The following is a 15636-nucleotide window of genomic DNA, read 5'->3' as shown; positions in this document are numbered from 1 at the left end:
TTCTATAAATCAATTTTGAAACCTAGTGTATATGTTCTTGGAATAGATAGTCCATAACCTGAATCGATACCGGTATAACCAACCAGCTCAGGATCGCCACCTGTATAAGGAGAGATTGTAAACAGGTTTGTTCCGGTTACATATACCAAAAACCTGCGCTGTGCCTTCTTATCTTTGTTAAGAAAATGCAATCCAGCGAAATCATAACCAAGGGACAGTGATCTTAATTTTAGGAAAGAGCCATTCTCGATGAAGATATCCTGATCAGCACGATAGGCTTGTACCGCACTCCATGGATTGTAAACCGGATAGCTATCAGCATTAAGATCCTTTTTCCAGAAAGTGATTTCATCTATGGATGATATATCATTCTGGCCTCCCCTGTTTATAAAATCAAAACGGTTGGCCGCTGCCTGGTTTAGGATATTTCGGCCCAGTGCGAAATATAAATTAAAGTCAAGACTGAATTTCCGGTAAGCAAGGCTGTTGGCGAAGTTTCCGGTTAATTTTGGCATATAGTTGCCCAAGGCGATTTTATCCTTTTCGTTTATGGTATAATCGCCATTAAGATCCTTCCAGCGGGGATCTCCTCCTTTAAAAGGCAATCCTTTGTAATTCAAAATCTGATAGGTTTGAGGATTTACAGGTACATCAGCATCAGTATGGAAGGCTTCACCCTGAGTTTTTAATACCCAGAACTTATCAATAGCCTCACCTACTACCAGCTTCTGTGTGCCAATTAATATTTCTGAAACACCTCCCGGAAGGGCTTTCAACTTATTTTGATTATAGCTGGCATTTAAATTGGCGGTCCAGTTAAACTGATCTTTTTTACCTTTAAATATATTGGCCTGTAGCATCAATTCTGCTCCGCTATTGTTTACATCCATGCCGCTGTGATAAGCTGAAGCATAACCCGATTCGGCAACAACTGGCATCGCCAATAGCATACGGTTGTTATTTTTACTGTAAAGCTCAACTCGTGCCTGGATTCTATCATTCAAAAACCCGGCATTAACACCAATATTGGTTTCCTGTACATAAGACCATGGAATATCGTAGCCCACCCAGCCAGCAGTATATGGTCTCGATAAAGTACCAAAGCCTGCATAAGAATAAAAAGCCGGATTGGCTGACCAACCCAAATCCACTGTATACTGCGGTCCTGCAGCGAATCTATCGTTTAGCAATAAGTTACCTATACGACTCCAGGATGCGGTTAACGACAGTGATGAAATGGCCGATTTATCCTGAGGCAACAATTTGCTGAAGTTATATTCTGTGTTTACAATGGGTGAAAAAAACCATCTTGCACCAGGTTGCATATTAGATGACCCATCGGTTCTTGCTACTGCGGTTAAAGATAATTCATCATTATAAGTGTACTCTGCTTTCGCAAACAGTGAACTTAAATTAGCTTTTTGTCTGTCTGTAAAACGAAAAACAATAAAATCCTTAGGTAATAAATAATCTCCCTCTTTTGAATTTCCGTTTACCACATTAATTCTGATGTAATCACTTGATCCTTTATAACCGTAGGCATAGTTGTAACGGTTTAGGTCTGATTGAAATGATTGTCCCGCTTCCAGGTTCAATACATGTTTTTTAATGAAAGTATGTTTATAGCTAACCGTATTTTCAATAATCACGCGCTGGTTGTAGCCGTAGTAATTAGAAACATAGTTGTTCCCGTCGAGCATCGTGGAGGGGAAGAATACATCACGTGTGCTTTCATTATAGTCAAACCCTACGCGAGAAACAAAGTCCAGTTTCTTTAATTTTGCAGATAAGGAGAAATAACCCTGAATAGCGCTGTTTTTATTGTCATCGAATGACTTGGCTTTATATTCATTTAACAAATTGCCATAGATGATCTTGTTAGGTGCAATTGGACTGGTTAAGTCAGGGATATACTGCATTTCAGAGAAACGGTCGCGGAATGATCTGTTCCGATCCCGTTCCAGTCTTGTCGCATTAATCATACTGGACACTGTTAACCAGCGCAACGGCAACATATTAATGAAGAAAGACGCATTGTATTTATCCAGCTTGGTATCATCCGCATTGCCGGATGTACTTGTATTTCCTCCGAAAAACCGGAAGTTTGAACGGTTTGTACCTCCTGTGATACTTGCGTTTACAGATCTTACCGGGCTGGTTTTATAATACAGATCTGTCCAGTTGGAAGGCCCGTAATAATTTTCATTGGTCGCATCCCTTAAATAGGCAGGGTAATTGTCCATATCGGCAGGACTGGCAAATTTCTGGTAGAAAGGCATTCTGAATGCACTTTCATCCTGTGCATTGGTAGTCGTTACGTTGTCTTTCTGAGCCATGCCAAAATAGCTGTTCACACTTACCTGTTTCATACCAGCCTGGGCATTTTTAGTGGTAATCAGAATAGCTCCATTAGCAGCTCTGGGGCCATAAATGGCCGCTGCCGCTCCCCCTTTAACAATATTGATAGACTCAATATTATCCATATCAATAGTTGCCAAAAGATTTGTTGCAGTCCCGATTGGCGCATAATCAAACTTTTGGATATCGAACATAAAAGGGTTATCCTGTATCAGGGGAATGCCATTAACATATACTTGTGGCTGTACCTGATAAATATCCTTCCTGGAAAGCAGAGGCATTGATAGTCCCCTGATCAATATGCTTTGCTCTGTAGTACCAGGTTCTCCATTTGTCTCTTGCACATATACGCCGGCGGCATTTCCTTTAACGACCTGCTGCAGGGAAACAAACGGATATTTAGCAATCCTTTTAACATTTAGTGAGTCAACATTTCTGAGGGACACGAATCGTCTTAATTCTACAATCCCTGAATCTTTTGCTGCGGTGTCCTGTAAGGAATTGTCTGCTTTGGTATCTTTTTCGGCATGGACCGCTTTAGTATCTTGAAAGCCATATCCACTTAGCGGAAACCCAAGACCAATAAGAAAAAAAGACACAAGGATACATTGACAGGGAAATAGTCGATGTTTATTCATACGTGTTTGGTTAGGTATTTAGTTATAGTTTATTCGTCCCAATAGTGTCGTTCTTATTGCAAGCTGGTTAGGCTTACTGACGGTTTTTCCCTAAATCTGATTTAGTATTCCGCCTTCATAATATTACACTAGTCAGACACTCAAAACTCTAATTATATTTCTTTAAAAAAGATGACTATTCTAAAAAAAAGGGTAGAAAAATCATTAACAAACCAAGATATTTATATCTTTAGCCTTGATAATCACACAATAATCAGGGATTCATATGAAATTGGCTAAATGGAAATTGATTGCTTTATGCATTTCCATGCTTACAATATCTTCTTCTGTTCAGGCGCAGCGCCAGGTCTCTTTCAACAATTTTACAATTGAAAATGGCCTGTCGCAGAATTCGGTAATCTCCATTGTCCAGGATAAATCCGACTTCCTTTGGTTTGGTACCCGACAGGGATTAAACCGTTATGATGGCAATCAATTTAAAACTTACAGAAACAATCCAGCAGATCCGCGAAGTCTTTCCAATGATGAAGCCCAATCCTTAATTACAGATTCGGATGGAACCTTATGGGTAGGAACTGCAAACGGGTTAAACAAATATGATTCGAATCAGGACGCTTTTACACAGATCAATACCCATTCAAAAAATGGGTTGAGGCAGAACAGTATTGAATCCATTTATGAAGACCTGAACAAGAAGTTATGGATCGGCACTTTAGGCGGTCTCCATCTGTTAATTGATAAGAGCAAAAACACTTTTACATCTTTCAAGTTCAAAGGTGCAAAAGATGACGGTATAAATGGGATTTACGCAATTCTTCAAGATACACGCGGAAACATTTGGATAGGGACAGGTGCCGGGTTAATACGCATGTGTATCAAAAATGGTCGTTATCAATATGAACGGTTCAAAAATGATCCAGCAAACTCCAGGAGCATTAGCTCAAACTATATAACCAGCCTGATTACCGACAATCAACAAAATTTGTGGATAGGATCAGGAAATGGGATGTGTCTGTATGATTATGCAACCAAATCCTTTACAGTTTATGGTCATGACAATAAAAACCAGCATTCCCTTGCTCACAATGACATCAGGACAATAACCAAAGATAAAAAGGGCATGCTCTGGGTGGGTACACAGGAAGGCCTGAGCATTTTAGATCCGTTAAGTAAAAAATTCAGCAACTACCAGCACGACTCAGAATTAAAAAACAGCATCAGCCACAATTCCGTACACAGTATTTACGAAGACATAAACAAAACCATGTGGGTAGGCACCTATTATGGCGGTGTTAACTATAGCCATCCCATCGCTACCAGATTCAGAACCTATCAAAACAGCAGGTTACGATCCAGTGTCAGCAGCAATATCATCAGTTCAGTTGTAGAAGATGATCTCCATAACCTATGGATTGGAACTGAAGGGGCTGGCTTGAACCACCTAGACAGAAAGACCAATACCTATACAGTTTACAAAACAAATCCTAACGATCCCAATAGCATTACCTCTAACCTGGTCAAAATCATTCTTAAAGACAATTCGGGAAATGGAGAACTGATTATCGGGACACACTTTGGAGGAATCAACATCTTTAATCCAAAAACCGGTCGTTTCAGACGCATCACCAATGTAAGGAACAATAAAAATGGTATTGGAACTGCCGAGATCCTGGCATTAAGACAAGATAGCTACGGCACGCTATGGGTTGGTTCAAGAAACGGGTTAAGCATTTTAAAAAAACAGAACGGTACATTTCCTGATCGCACAACAAAAAGTGTACTGGACAAATATTTCAAAAAAGACAAACAAGGTGTCCAGGTACTTTTTGAGGATCAGCAGAAAAGCCTTTGGATGGGTACATCAGCCGGTCTTTACCGATATAACTTCAGTTCGAAAACTTTAAGACTTTTCAGGAAAAGGGAAAAAGATAATACTAAGCTTCAATCTGATTATATCAATTGCGTAATGCAGACTTCGAAAGGTTTGATCTGTGTAGGTACTTATTTTGGTGGTATCAGCATCTATAATGACCAAACCAACCACTTCAAAACATATACTGAAGCAGATGGCCTGGCCAATAATAATGTGCTGGGTATTGTTGAGGATGGTTCGGGGAACTTATGGATCAGTACAGCCAATGGCTTATCAGAATTGAATTTAAATACAGGAAAGTTCAGAAACTACACAAAAAGTGATGGTCTGGCGGGTAATGAATTTAATGCCAGATCTTACTTTAAGGACAGTAATGGGGAGATTTTTTTAGGCGGAATGAATGGCCTGACTTCCTTTTACCCCAAGGAAATAGAAACGAATAATTACGCAGCTCCACTAGTTTTTACAGGATTAAAACTGTTTAATCAGCCTGTAGCTGTTGCAGGTCCTGACCAGCTTTTAAATGAACAGATTCTGAACACCAAAGAAATTACCTTTAAGCATGATCAGAATCATTTTACACTGGGGTTTTCTTTATTGAATTATATCAAATCGGATAAAAACAAATATGCCTACAAATTAGATGGCTATGATGAGCAATGGAATTATCCGGATAACCCAAGTGCAACCTATACCAACTTGCCATCGGGCAGTTACCGCTTTATTGTTAAAGGCATCAATAATGATGGTATACCAGGAAACAATCAGGCAAGCATAAAGGTAAAGATCCTTCCCCCTATTTGGGCCAGCTGGTGGGCTTATGCATTTTATGTACTCGTATTCGCAGTGATCTTATTCCTTACGGTAAGGTATCTTATCATTCGGGCACTGTTTAAAAGATCGAAAGATGTACAAAAGATGAAGCTGAACTTCTTTACTTATGTCTCTCATGAAATCCGTACGCCTTTAACCCTGATTCTTGGTCCACTTGAACATTTATTGAAAACAACTAAGGACAATCCGGATTTAAACAAACAGATACTTCCTATAAAAAACAATGCAGACCGACTAATGCGCCTCATTACGGAGCTAATGGACTTCAGAAAAGCTGAAACTGGCCATTTAAGATTATACGTCGGCAGTAGCAATATTGTTGAGTTTACTTACGATATTTTCCATGCTTTCCAACACCTGGCCGAAGCACGTAATATTGAATATATATTTTACAGCAAACAGAAACACATTGAGCTGTATTTTGATAAGGTGCAATTAGAGAAAGTCTTGTTTAACCTGCTTTCAAACGCCTTTAAGTTCACCGATGATCAGGGTAGCATTAAAGTTTCTATCGAGGAAACTGCACAAGAATTGAGCATTAAGGTGCGCGATAATGGTAAGGGTATTCCTTACGAAAGTCAGAGTAAATTGTTTAGTGATTTCTTCCAGGTTGACGAACGCGGATCAGGACATATCGGATCAGGAATTGGTCTGGCCCTCTCAAAAAGCATTGTAGAGTCTCATCATGGTATTATTGCGATTGAAAGTCACCCGGCTACATCTGCTCAGCCAGGCGACACCTGCTTTACTGTAACGCTAAAAAAGGGTAAAGCTCATTTTAAAAGCAATGACTTTATAGATCCGCAATATCAGGAAACTGAACACAGGATTTATACACCACCAACAGCAGCTGCGATTACTGCTGAAAGGGTTGAAACCGGGAAAGCACATCAAAAAACTATTCTGATTGTGGAAGACAATCCCGAAATCAGACAGATGTTAATGGGCTTTTTAAACAGCGATTACCAGGTTTATGAAAGCTATGATGGATTAAATGGTTGGGAAACAGCCATCGACTTGTTCCCCGACCTGATTATTTGTGATGTAATGATGCCTGTAATGGATGGTTTGGAATTGTGCAGGAAGCTCAAAACAGATGAACGTACCAGTCATATCCCTGTTATCCTGCTAACGGCTAAATCATCTCATATCCACCAAATGGACGGTTTAGAGACCGGAGCTGATGCTTATATTACCAAACCTTTCAGTATTGATCTGCTTGGGCTCAATATTAAAAATCTGCTGCAATCCAGAGCAACAATGAAGCAGAAGTTTAGTCAGGAAGTGAACCCACAACTTCAAAATACCGCTATTAACACCGTTGAGCATGCTTTTATGCTGAAAATAGTCCAATACATAGAGGATCATATGTCGGATCAGGACTTTAGCGTTCCTGAACTAGCTAGCTATATTGGGATGAGCCAGCCGATACTGTATAAAAAAATCAGAGCAATTACAGATCTTTCAGTGAATGATTTCATTAAAACCATTCGCCTGAAAAAAGCTGCACAGTTGTTTGCTCAAAAGCAATATAATGTATCAGAGGTATCTTATCTGGTAGGTTTTAACGACCCTAAGTATTTTAGCCGGGAGTTTAAAAAGCAATACGGACATACACCTAAGACTTATGTGGGTTCTTTATCGGAACAAGGATCATAGTAGGGCATTATCGGTTTTACCGAATCGTTTCTCCTGTAATCTATCGTAATCCTTTACATAATCCGGATGCTCCGTTTTCATTAGTCTATCCCATACCCGTAGATATAATCCATAATTCCCTTTGAACTTCTGATGGTGGAGGTTATGGAAGGTTGATGTATTGATGATTTCAAAAAGAAAAGTATTTCTAAAACCCTTCGGCATAATTTCATAACCCAGATGCCCATAAACATTGATTATAAACGAAGAAAGGGCAAACAGTCCAATCGTTAAAGGATGTAACGGCATAGAAAAAACCAGTAGAATGATGACTGCTCCTTCTGCTATAGCTTCCAGAAAATGGAAGGAATAGGAAGTCCAGGGAGATGGATTTGTAGACTGATGGTGCACAAGGTGCGTTAATTTGAATAGCTTCTTATGGTGCAATATCCGGTGCATCCAGTAAAAATAGGTGTCGTGCACCACTAAGGTTAATAAAAGGCTTACCGGAATCCACCATAGGGGATAAGCATGCAGGTCAGTATAAATAAATGTATGCGGCCTGAGGCTATCGGACAGCGCGATGATGGAGGTAATGGCCAACATAATGCTGGAGATAGACGAATGGAGCATTTCTCTGAGAAAATCGGCCTTGCCCGCAAGCCTGCTTTGAATTTTATTTCGCAGCAGGCTTTTGGGAAAAAGCAGGTAAAAAACTAAAAAAAAGATACCTGCAATTATAAAATAACGACCAATGGTGATGAGAAACGCCCAACTAATGGTTTGAAATAAATGGCTCATAATTATTTACGTTTTCTACGAATCAACAAGACCATTCCTAACAGGAATAAGGTCCCGGGAATTATGCCATAAAATAATATCTGTATAGGTTTTATGCTGGCCTTGGTGAGTGTAACGGCATTATCCTTTGATGGCGGGCGACTGGCATCAATCGGGAATTCCTCATAAGAAAACCAGCGGAATATGCTCATGGCAAATGCTGTATTTAGGGTTTGCATGTTGTTACGGTTCAATTCTGTATTACTGAAGAAGTCTGCATCAGCTGCTACGATGATCCGCTGTTCCTTATTGTTCACTTTCCGGGTCAGCATCAGGGCGGTAGGAAAGCTCCCCTGCTGATCGCCATTTATGTGATCAACTGTAAGCGCGGCAGAATCCAGCGTAAACTTGCCTTTTTTCAGCCAGCTGCTCTGGGCATTTGACGTTAAAAGTAGATGTACTGTAAAAGCCCCCTTTGCCGCATAGCTTAAGGCCCCGGCACCCGGCATAGAAACGGTCAATCCGTACGAATAATATTGTTGTAAACGCTTATCCATGGCCACTGCACCCGCAGCCAGATTTGGCGTAAGCAGATCGTAAGAATAGTCCCTGCTCTGCTGAACAATAGTCCCGTTTAGCATTTGAACACCCAATGAATCCAATAAAGGATTTACGACATTCTGTTTCCCCGGTTCACCTGCAATCATCAGGTTGCCTCCGCCCTCCTGCGTGGAAAACTAAGCCTAGCTGGTACCAGGTGTCAGACCATGATCCAATGATTCCTCCAGAGACACAAAAAGAAATGGCGGACCGCATAAAAGCAAAAAAGATCATTCATTTAAATTCCGGTCATGCTTCTCTGGCTACCCAACCCAAAGAAGTCACCGCATTGATATTAGAAGCTGTTGAAGCCGCTGTTTTCGAGTTTTCGTAAAATAAAAAAGCCTGCTATCGTGTGATGCAGGCTTTTCAATGTTTTTATGTTAATGCGGACCGGACGGGACTCGAACCCGCGACCTCCGCCGTGACAGGGCGGCATTCTAACCAGCTGAACTACCGGTCCGTTTTCCTTTTCAGGAGGGTTTAGAATATAGCTTCTAAGGGCTTCAATATAAAAACACTCTGTTGAGTATTTTTGCGGACCGGACGGGACTCGAACCCGCGACCTCCGCCGTGACAGGGCGGCATTCTAACCAGCTGAACTACCGGTCCGTTTTCCCTTTGCTTTCTTTCGTCCGTTTCGGGATTGCAAATATAGAGCGTTTATTTATATTTACAAACTATTTTTGAAATAACTATAACTACCTATATTACAGCGCCTTCTTTTAGCTTTTCAGCATTTTCTGCAAACTGAAGCGCATCAATCAGCTCCTGAACACCACCATCCATGATGTTATTTAGGTTATAAAGCGTCAATCCGATACGGTGATCGGTCACCCTACCCTGCGGATAATTGTAAGTTCTGATCTTCGCCGAGCGGTCACCTGTCGAAACCATAGTCTTACGTCTGGCCGCAATATCACCGTTCTTTTTCTGCAATTCGATATCGTATAATTTACTACGCAACATCTCCATTGCGATCACGCGGTTACCTAACTGCGAGCGTTCTTGCTGACAAACCACAACAAGACCGGAAGGTCTGTGTGTTAACTGTACTTTGGTTTCCACCTTATTTACATTCTGACCACCGGCACCACCTGAACGTGATGTTTGCAAATCAATGTCTGCAGGGTTGATGTAAAGATCGATCTCCTCTGCTTCAGGTAAAACTGCAACTGAAGCCGCAGACGTATGTACACGCCCTTGTGTTTCTGTATCCGGTACACGTTGTACACGGTGAACACCAGACTCGTATTTCAGCTGTCCGTAAACATCCTCACCGCTCACCTTTAAAATCACCTCTTTATAACCACCAGCAGTTCCTTCTGTTACATCAACAGTTTCAACTTTCCAGCCTTTCTGCTCAAAAAAGCGGCTATACATACGGTATAAATCTCCGGCAAATAAAGCTGCCTCATCACCACCTGTACCACCTCTGATCTCAAACACTGCATTTTTAGCATCTTCAGGATCAACAGGGATAAGCATCAAACGAACTTTCTCTTCCAATTCTTCCTGTTGCACCAATAAAAGGTCAAGCTCTTCTTTAGCCATCTCACGCATTTCGGCGTCTTTTTCCGTACTCAGAATCTCTTTATTGGCCTCAATGTTGCTCATTACATTTTTGTAGATTTTATATTCATCTACGATCTTACCCAGATCTTTATACTCTTTATTCAAAGCAGCAAAGCGCTTCATATCCTGCATCGTATCAGGATTACTCAACTGCTCTTCTACATCTTCCCAACGCAGTTTAATTGCTTCTAATTTCTCTAACATATTCTTTTTTTCAGAAAATACTACACATTACCCTCAGCCCTAAAAAGGTCCGCACAATGGCGGCTTGCATTCAATCAGGCAAATGGCATTTATTTTGGACTACAAAAATAGGTTTTTTCGTTTAATGCAACTAATATTTATTGCCATACCAGCCTCGCATTTCATCCCACTAATCCTTTTCGAAGTAATTCAGGCTTAAATCATTGCCATCAAACACCGCATATGAATTGAAATTGATCCATTCACCAAGGTTTACATATTTGGTTTTATCCGTGATATGGAGATCCAATGGCAGATGTCTGTGGCCAAAAACGAAATAATCAAAATGCTCTTTTTGCAAGATTTCTTTGGCATAAATAGCCAACCATTCTTTCTCCACGCCCTCAAAAACCTCTTCGGCGGTATTGGCAAGCCTACTATTTCCCGACCACCAGTTAGCGATCCCTAAACCAATCCTAGGTGGAATCAAGCCAAACAACCATTGACAAACTGGGTTTCTAAATATCTTTCTCAACATCTTATACTTTGCGTCGCCCGGACCTAAACCGTCACCATGATGTAAAAAGAAACGCTTACCCTCCCTTTCCATGATCAATTCATCACTCACAATCTCTATCCCCAGCTCTTCGGTAAAATAGGTATTGACCCACATATCGTGGTTACCCTTAAAAAAGTAGACCTTTATTCCGGCATCGGTCATAGCGGCAAGCTTACCCTGCAACCGAACAAATCCTTTAGGCACAACAGTGTGATATTCAAACCAGAAATCGAAAATATCGCCCATTAAAAACAACTCACTACATGATGATTCTATGGAAGTTAGCCATCTTAAGATGCAATCTTCGCGCTTTCTGCTCTCCTTATGATTGGGAGATCCCAGGTGGAAATCTGAAGCAAAATATATGTTCTTTTTCATTAATGTAAACAAAGATAAATAAAATATCTGCTCAGATCTTCCTTATAAAATCTACGGATTATGTAGATTATTTATAAATTGCATCATTATTAAAACAAAAGTTCGTAAATTCGCACAAAATTTAAACTATGATTTCTACTGATATAGCCATCATTGGCGCCGGACCTGTAGGTTTATTCGCGATTTTTGAAGCAGGCTTACTAAAAATGCGCTGCCATCTAATCGACTATCTACCACAAGTTGGCGGACAGCTTTCTGAAATTTATCCTAAAAAACCTATATATGATATCCCTGGCTACCCTACTGTACTGGCCCAGGAATTGATCGATAACCTGATGGAGCAGGGCAAACCTTTTCATCCGGGCTTTACTCTTGGCGAACGTATTGAAGGTTTAGAAAAACGTGGCGAAGGCGACTTTGTGCTAACCACTAACATGGGTACTATTATAGAATCTAAGGTAGTGGTTATTGCAGGTGGACTAGGCTGTTTTGAGCCTCGTAAGCCAGCCGTTCAGGGTTTAGAGCAATTTGAGAATGGAAGAGGTGTAAACTACATGATCCTTGATCCTGAAAAATACCGTGGACAGAAAATGGTAATCGCCGGTGGTGGTGATTCAGCATTAGACTGGACCATCTTTTTAGCCGATATTGTTGATGAATTGACATTGGTTCACCGTAGCGAAAGCTTCCGTGGTGCTCCTGATTCAGTAAACAAAGTAATGCAATTGGCTGAAAGCGGAAAAATCAACCTGGTATTAAACAGCAACCTGAATTCAGTAAGTGGAAACGGGAAACTGGAAAGTGTTGAGATTATCCATAATAAGAGCTTAGAAATTACTAACGTAGAAGCAGATCATCTTATCCCATTGTTTGGTTTAAGTCCGAAATTAGGCCCTATTGAACAATGGAACCTAAACATCAGCAAAAGTGCTATCGAAGTTAATACAGACGATTATTCGACCAATATACCGGGTATCTACGCAATTGGCGACATCAATACTTACACCAACAAGTTAAAACTTATTCTGTGTGGTTTCCATGAGGCTGCTTTGATGAGTCACAGTGCTTATCAATACATGAATCCTGGAATTAAATACACCATGAAATATACAACTGTAAACGGCGTATCAGAATTTTAAACATGGAAGACAATAACATTACCCTGCACGTCGAAAATCCTGACGGCAGCAGAACTACACTTGAGGCGCCGGTAGATATGGGCCTGAGTTTAATGGAATATTTAAAAGCATGCGAATATGATATCCTTGCAACTTGCGGTGGTATGGCACTTTGTGCTACCTGCTGTGTAGATGTATTGGAAGGCGAAGATAAGCTTAATGAAATGAGCGACGACGAATACGCAATGCTTGACACCCTACCTGATGTATTACCAAATTCAAGATTGGCCTGCCAGCTGCAGTTAAACCCTGCTATGGACGGCCTTGTGGTTAAATTACATCACGCAGAATAATACTAAAATACTTTATTGATTATCATCTACAGCGGCAGCGATTGTTTTTACAGGGCTGCCGATTGTTTTATATTCACCCTCACCTTTCAATATCGCAGCCATTTTGCCTCCATCATTTAAAATGGCTTTTGCCGTATTCAGCTCCTTATCATACTGAAATGCCTGCGTTACCTTGCCCTTTTCGTAATAATAACGACCAACAATCTGCGCTTCCAGCACTCTCTTTATCTCAGTCTTATAAGTAATCAGGTCCGCTTTTTTAGCCCCGATCATTTTAGCCTTCAAATCATCCAGATCAGCCTTTACAGCATTTAACTTATTTTCCTTCTCGGCCTCAGTTCTTAGATCTGAAAGTAATCTTTCTGTACGCGAGACATAAGCGTAATCTTTCCCGGCCAGTGAATTTACAAAAGCTGTATAATCACTCTCAGTCAGCTGAAAGGATGCTGCAGGAGCGATATCTTTATTCTTTTTCTTATAGCCGTTGGCATAATCAAAAAACAGATATTTATTGATGAGTGAAACCGTGATTGGACTTAACTTGGGCGCGTTGACCAATACATCAGGATAAACACCATTCCCGTCGTACACACTACGTCCGATTTTAGTATTAAATTTAGTCATCAGGGAATCGGCAAACTTAGAGCTCTTGCCATTTGCATCTTTATGGGCATAATCAAACGCCTGGATGCATCTGCCCGATGGCGTGAAGTACTTTGCCACAGTAACCTTTACGAGGCTATTATAAGGCAGATTAAACGTTTGTTGCACCAAACCCTTGCCGTAGCTCCGCTGACCTACAATAATGGCTCTGTCGAGATCCTGTAATGCCCCTGCGACAATTTCAGAAGCTGATGCTGATGATCCACCAATCAATATCACTAAAGGAATTTGCGGGAATAGCGGCTGGTTCAATGTTTTATAGGTAATTGTCTTTTGCGGATTTCGGCCTTTCTGCGTAACGACCAATACGTCTTTGTCGACAAATATATTTACGATTTTTACGGCTTCCTGAAGTATTCCTCCTCCATTATATCTTAGATCAAGCACCATTCCTTTAGGCTGGAGTTTACCCAATGTAACAGCAGCATCTTTCACTTCCTGCGCTGCATTTTCAAGAAATTTATCGAGACGGATATAGGCAATATTATCGGCAGTCATGCCTGAGTAGGACACATTAGGCTGCCTGATCTCATCACGCACAAGGGTTTTGGTAATCAGCGCCCCTTCTCTTATGATCAGTAACTCAACAGATGAGCCTTTAGGTCCGCGTAACAGCTGACTTACCTGACTACGTTCTTTTCCCTTTACCTCATTGCCATTAATTTTTACCAGTTGATCCCCAGGTTTCACCCCCTGCTTATCAGCTGGATATCCTTCACTAATGTCATTAACAAATAGCTTACCCTCAATAAAGATGGTACTTGCGCCGATGCCTCCATATTGTGTACTCACATATTTCAGCTTATAATCTTCAACTTCAGATTCGGGAACGTATTCGGTATAAGGATCCAGATTATCGAGCATAGCATCAATACTGCTACGCATCAGCGTCGATGGATTGGTTTCCTCTACATAATTGATGTTGATTTCTCTATAAAGCGATGCAAAAATGTCCAGGTTTTTGGATATAAGGAAGAGGTCTTCCCTAAAAGACAAGGATAAAACAGCAAAGGAAATTAGAAAGGCGGCCGCAGCAATTTTATATTTTTTCATCATAAAGAGGATGGTTTCATCGATCTGTTGATGGTAAATTTACAAAAAAGCCTTGTATATCAATAGGCTTGAATAGAATTAAAGCCTGTTACCGTCTGGGTCGGCCAATGCCTTTTGAATGGTAAATTCTACGTAAGCTTTATCTCTCTTTACCAGGTCCATCAATTGTGCAACCAGCTGATCTTCCTCTCCGGGAATAAAGTTAAGATCTGCCTGGGCCAGGTCGCGGTATTTTCTCAGGAATTTAATTTTAACCTTTTGCCAGGTTTCAGGAGTAAGTGTAAAATTTGCCATAGCGCAAAAATATAAATAATTATAATACAGTACTCCTTAATTATGACCAGGTGCGCCTTTTATATTCAAATCTTTTATTTGCTCCCTAAGCCTTTTCATAAAATCTATCCCGGGGTCTGTTTTATGTGTACTGTAAGCAGGATCTGTTTCCTTCCACAAAGGGGTATGCTTAAATAAGGTATATTCATAATGGCCAATCACATACTCAATAGGATACTTACGCTTAAGGTATCTGATTAACTGCTCATTGGCAACCAACTGGGCCGGTGTCAATGGATTCTTCTCACTTCCAATGTTCTCTACACCAATGGCACAATAATTAAGACCGATCACATGTCTGGCAAAAACAGTATCCGGCAATAACCTAAATACAGTTCCATCTCTATCTACAAGAAACTGGGACGAAACATTTAATGCGCTTGCTGTAGCGATTTCTTTACGTGCTCCGGGCAACTTTGATTTATTAAAAACATCAAATGTGACTTCAATACTAGGAATGGCAGTCCAATGCAATACCACCATCACAGGTTTGATGGTTGGTTCATTCTGCTTTAATCCGTGGCGCTTCTCCAGATATTCTAAAGAAAGCTGTTTCCGCTCAGCATCAAAAATAATAGGCTTATCAAAGATTCTAAAAGTAGCCTGCGCCCTTAAGGTAAGAGCTGCAGTACTACAAAGTAAAATCAGTAAAACCTGCTTTACAGCATATTTCATTATCATCATTTATTTTAACAACTAG

Annotated in this window: 12 protein-coding genes and 2 tRNA genes; 4 read left to right on the top strand and 10 right to left on the bottom strand. The window is 40.6% G+C overall.

The features are described 5' to 3' along the window. Window positions 1-2: 2 nt before the first annotated feature. Window positions 3-2996, bottom strand: a complete 2994-nt coding sequence (locus B9A18_RS17095) for a SusC/RagA family TonB-linked outer membrane protein (RefSeq protein WP_084290766.1) — start codon at window positions 2994-2996, stop codon at window positions 3-5. A 265-nt stretch (window positions 2997-3261) separates the two neighbouring features. Here B9A18_RS17095 and B9A18_RS17090 point away from each other — a divergent pair, with 265 nt between their 5' ends. Next, the gene (locus B9A18_RS17090; RefSeq protein WP_084290765.1) at window positions 3262-7362 is read left to right on the top strand and encodes a hybrid sensor histidine kinase/response regulator transcription factor; all 4101 of its coding nucleotides are present in this window, start codon (window positions 3262-3264) and stop codon (window positions 7360-7362) included. Here the strand turns inward: B9A18_RS17090 and B9A18_RS17085 are convergent. Together B9A18_RS17085 and B9A18_RS17080 are read right to left on the bottom strand one after the other, a co-directional pair. After that, window positions 7357-8142 (bottom strand): sterol desaturase family protein, encoded by a 786-nt coding sequence (locus tag B9A18_RS17085; RefSeq protein WP_235005357.1) that lies wholly within the window; start codon window positions 8140-8142, stop codon window positions 7357-7359. The two genes, B9A18_RS17090 and B9A18_RS17085, sit on opposite strands and share 6 nt — an antisense overlap. 2 nt (window positions 8143-8144) lie before the next feature. Next, window positions 8145-8831, bottom strand: coding sequence for a hypothetical protein (locus tag B9A18_RS17080; protein WP_449415908.1), 687 nt, complete (start codon window positions 8829-8831; stop codon window positions 8145-8147). On the opposite strand from B9A18_RS17080, the gene B9A18_RS25670 reads away from it, so the two are divergent. Next, the gene (locus B9A18_RS25670) at window positions 8774-9055 is read left to right on the top strand and encodes an alpha/beta fold hydrolase (RefSeq protein ID WP_394335631.1); all 282 of its coding nucleotides are present in this window, start codon (window positions 8774-8776) and stop codon (window positions 9053-9055) included. The genes B9A18_RS17080 and B9A18_RS25670 overlap by 58 nt on opposite strands. Before the next feature lie 55 nt (window positions 9056-9110). Here the strand turns inward: B9A18_RS25670 and B9A18_RS17070 are convergent. From B9A18_RS17070 to B9A18_RS17055, 4 genes are all read right to left on the bottom strand, one after another. Continuing rightward, window positions 9111-9184: transfer RNA gene (locus tag B9A18_RS17070), tRNA-Asp, on the bottom strand. A gap of 75 nt (window positions 9185-9259) precedes the next feature. Further along, window positions 9260-9333, bottom strand: a tRNA-Asp gene (locus B9A18_RS17065). A 93-nt stretch (window positions 9334-9426) separates the two neighbouring features. Next, window positions 9427-10500 carry a peptide chain release factor 1 gene (prfA, locus tag B9A18_RS17060; protein ID WP_084290764.1) on the bottom strand — a complete coding sequence of 358 codons (1074 nt, stop codon included), beginning with the start codon at window positions 10498-10500 and terminating at the stop codon, window positions 9427-9429. 169 nt (window positions 10501-10669) lie between these two features. Further along, window positions 10670-11416 (bottom strand): UDP-2,3-diacylglucosamine diphosphatase, encoded by a 747-nt coding sequence (locus B9A18_RS17055; RefSeq protein WP_084290763.1) that lies wholly within the window; start codon window positions 11414-11416, stop codon window positions 10670-10672. A 128-nt stretch (window positions 11417-11544) separates the two neighbouring features. On the opposite strand from B9A18_RS17055, the gene B9A18_RS17050 reads away from it, so the two are divergent. Next, on the top strand, window positions 11545-12555 hold the full coding sequence (locus B9A18_RS17050; protein ID WP_084290762.1) for an NAD(P)/FAD-dependent oxidoreductase: 1011 nt from the start codon (window positions 11545-11547) through the stop codon (window positions 12553-12555). Window positions 12556-12557: 2 nt separating this feature from the next. Beyond that, window positions 12558-12887, top strand: a complete 330-nt coding sequence (locus tag B9A18_RS17045) for a 2Fe-2S iron-sulfur cluster-binding protein (protein ID WP_084290761.1) — start codon at window positions 12558-12560, stop codon at window positions 12885-12887. Between the two features lie 12 nt (window positions 12888-12899). Here B9A18_RS17045 and B9A18_RS17040 read toward each other — a convergent pair whose 3' ends face one another. The 3 genes from B9A18_RS17040 to B9A18_RS17030 form a co-directional block, all read right to left on the bottom strand. Further along, the gene (locus B9A18_RS17040) at window positions 12900-14606 is read right to left on the bottom strand and encodes a S41 family peptidase (RefSeq protein ID WP_317048247.1); all 1707 of its coding nucleotides are present in this window, start codon (window positions 14604-14606) and stop codon (window positions 12900-12902) included. Window positions 14607-14681: 75 nt separating this feature from the next. Beyond that, window positions 14682-14897 carry a hypothetical protein gene (locus B9A18_RS17035; RefSeq protein WP_084290759.1) on the bottom strand — a complete coding sequence of 72 codons (216 nt, stop codon included), beginning with the start codon at window positions 14895-14897 and terminating at the stop codon, window positions 14682-14684. Between the two features lie 36 nt (window positions 14898-14933). Further along, window positions 14934-15620, bottom strand: coding sequence for an N-acetylmuramoyl-L-alanine amidase (locus B9A18_RS17030; RefSeq protein ID WP_200816380.1), 687 nt, complete (start codon window positions 15618-15620; stop codon window positions 14934-14936). Window positions 15621-15636: the final 16 nt, after the last annotated feature.

Source organism: Pedobacter nyackensis, from assembly GCF_900176505.1.
GTDB classification, from domain to species: domain Bacteria; phylum Bacteroidota; class Bacteroidia; order Sphingobacteriales; family Sphingobacteriaceae; genus Pedobacter; species Pedobacter nyackensis.
This window is presented reverse-complemented; position numbering and strand designations above follow the sequence as displayed.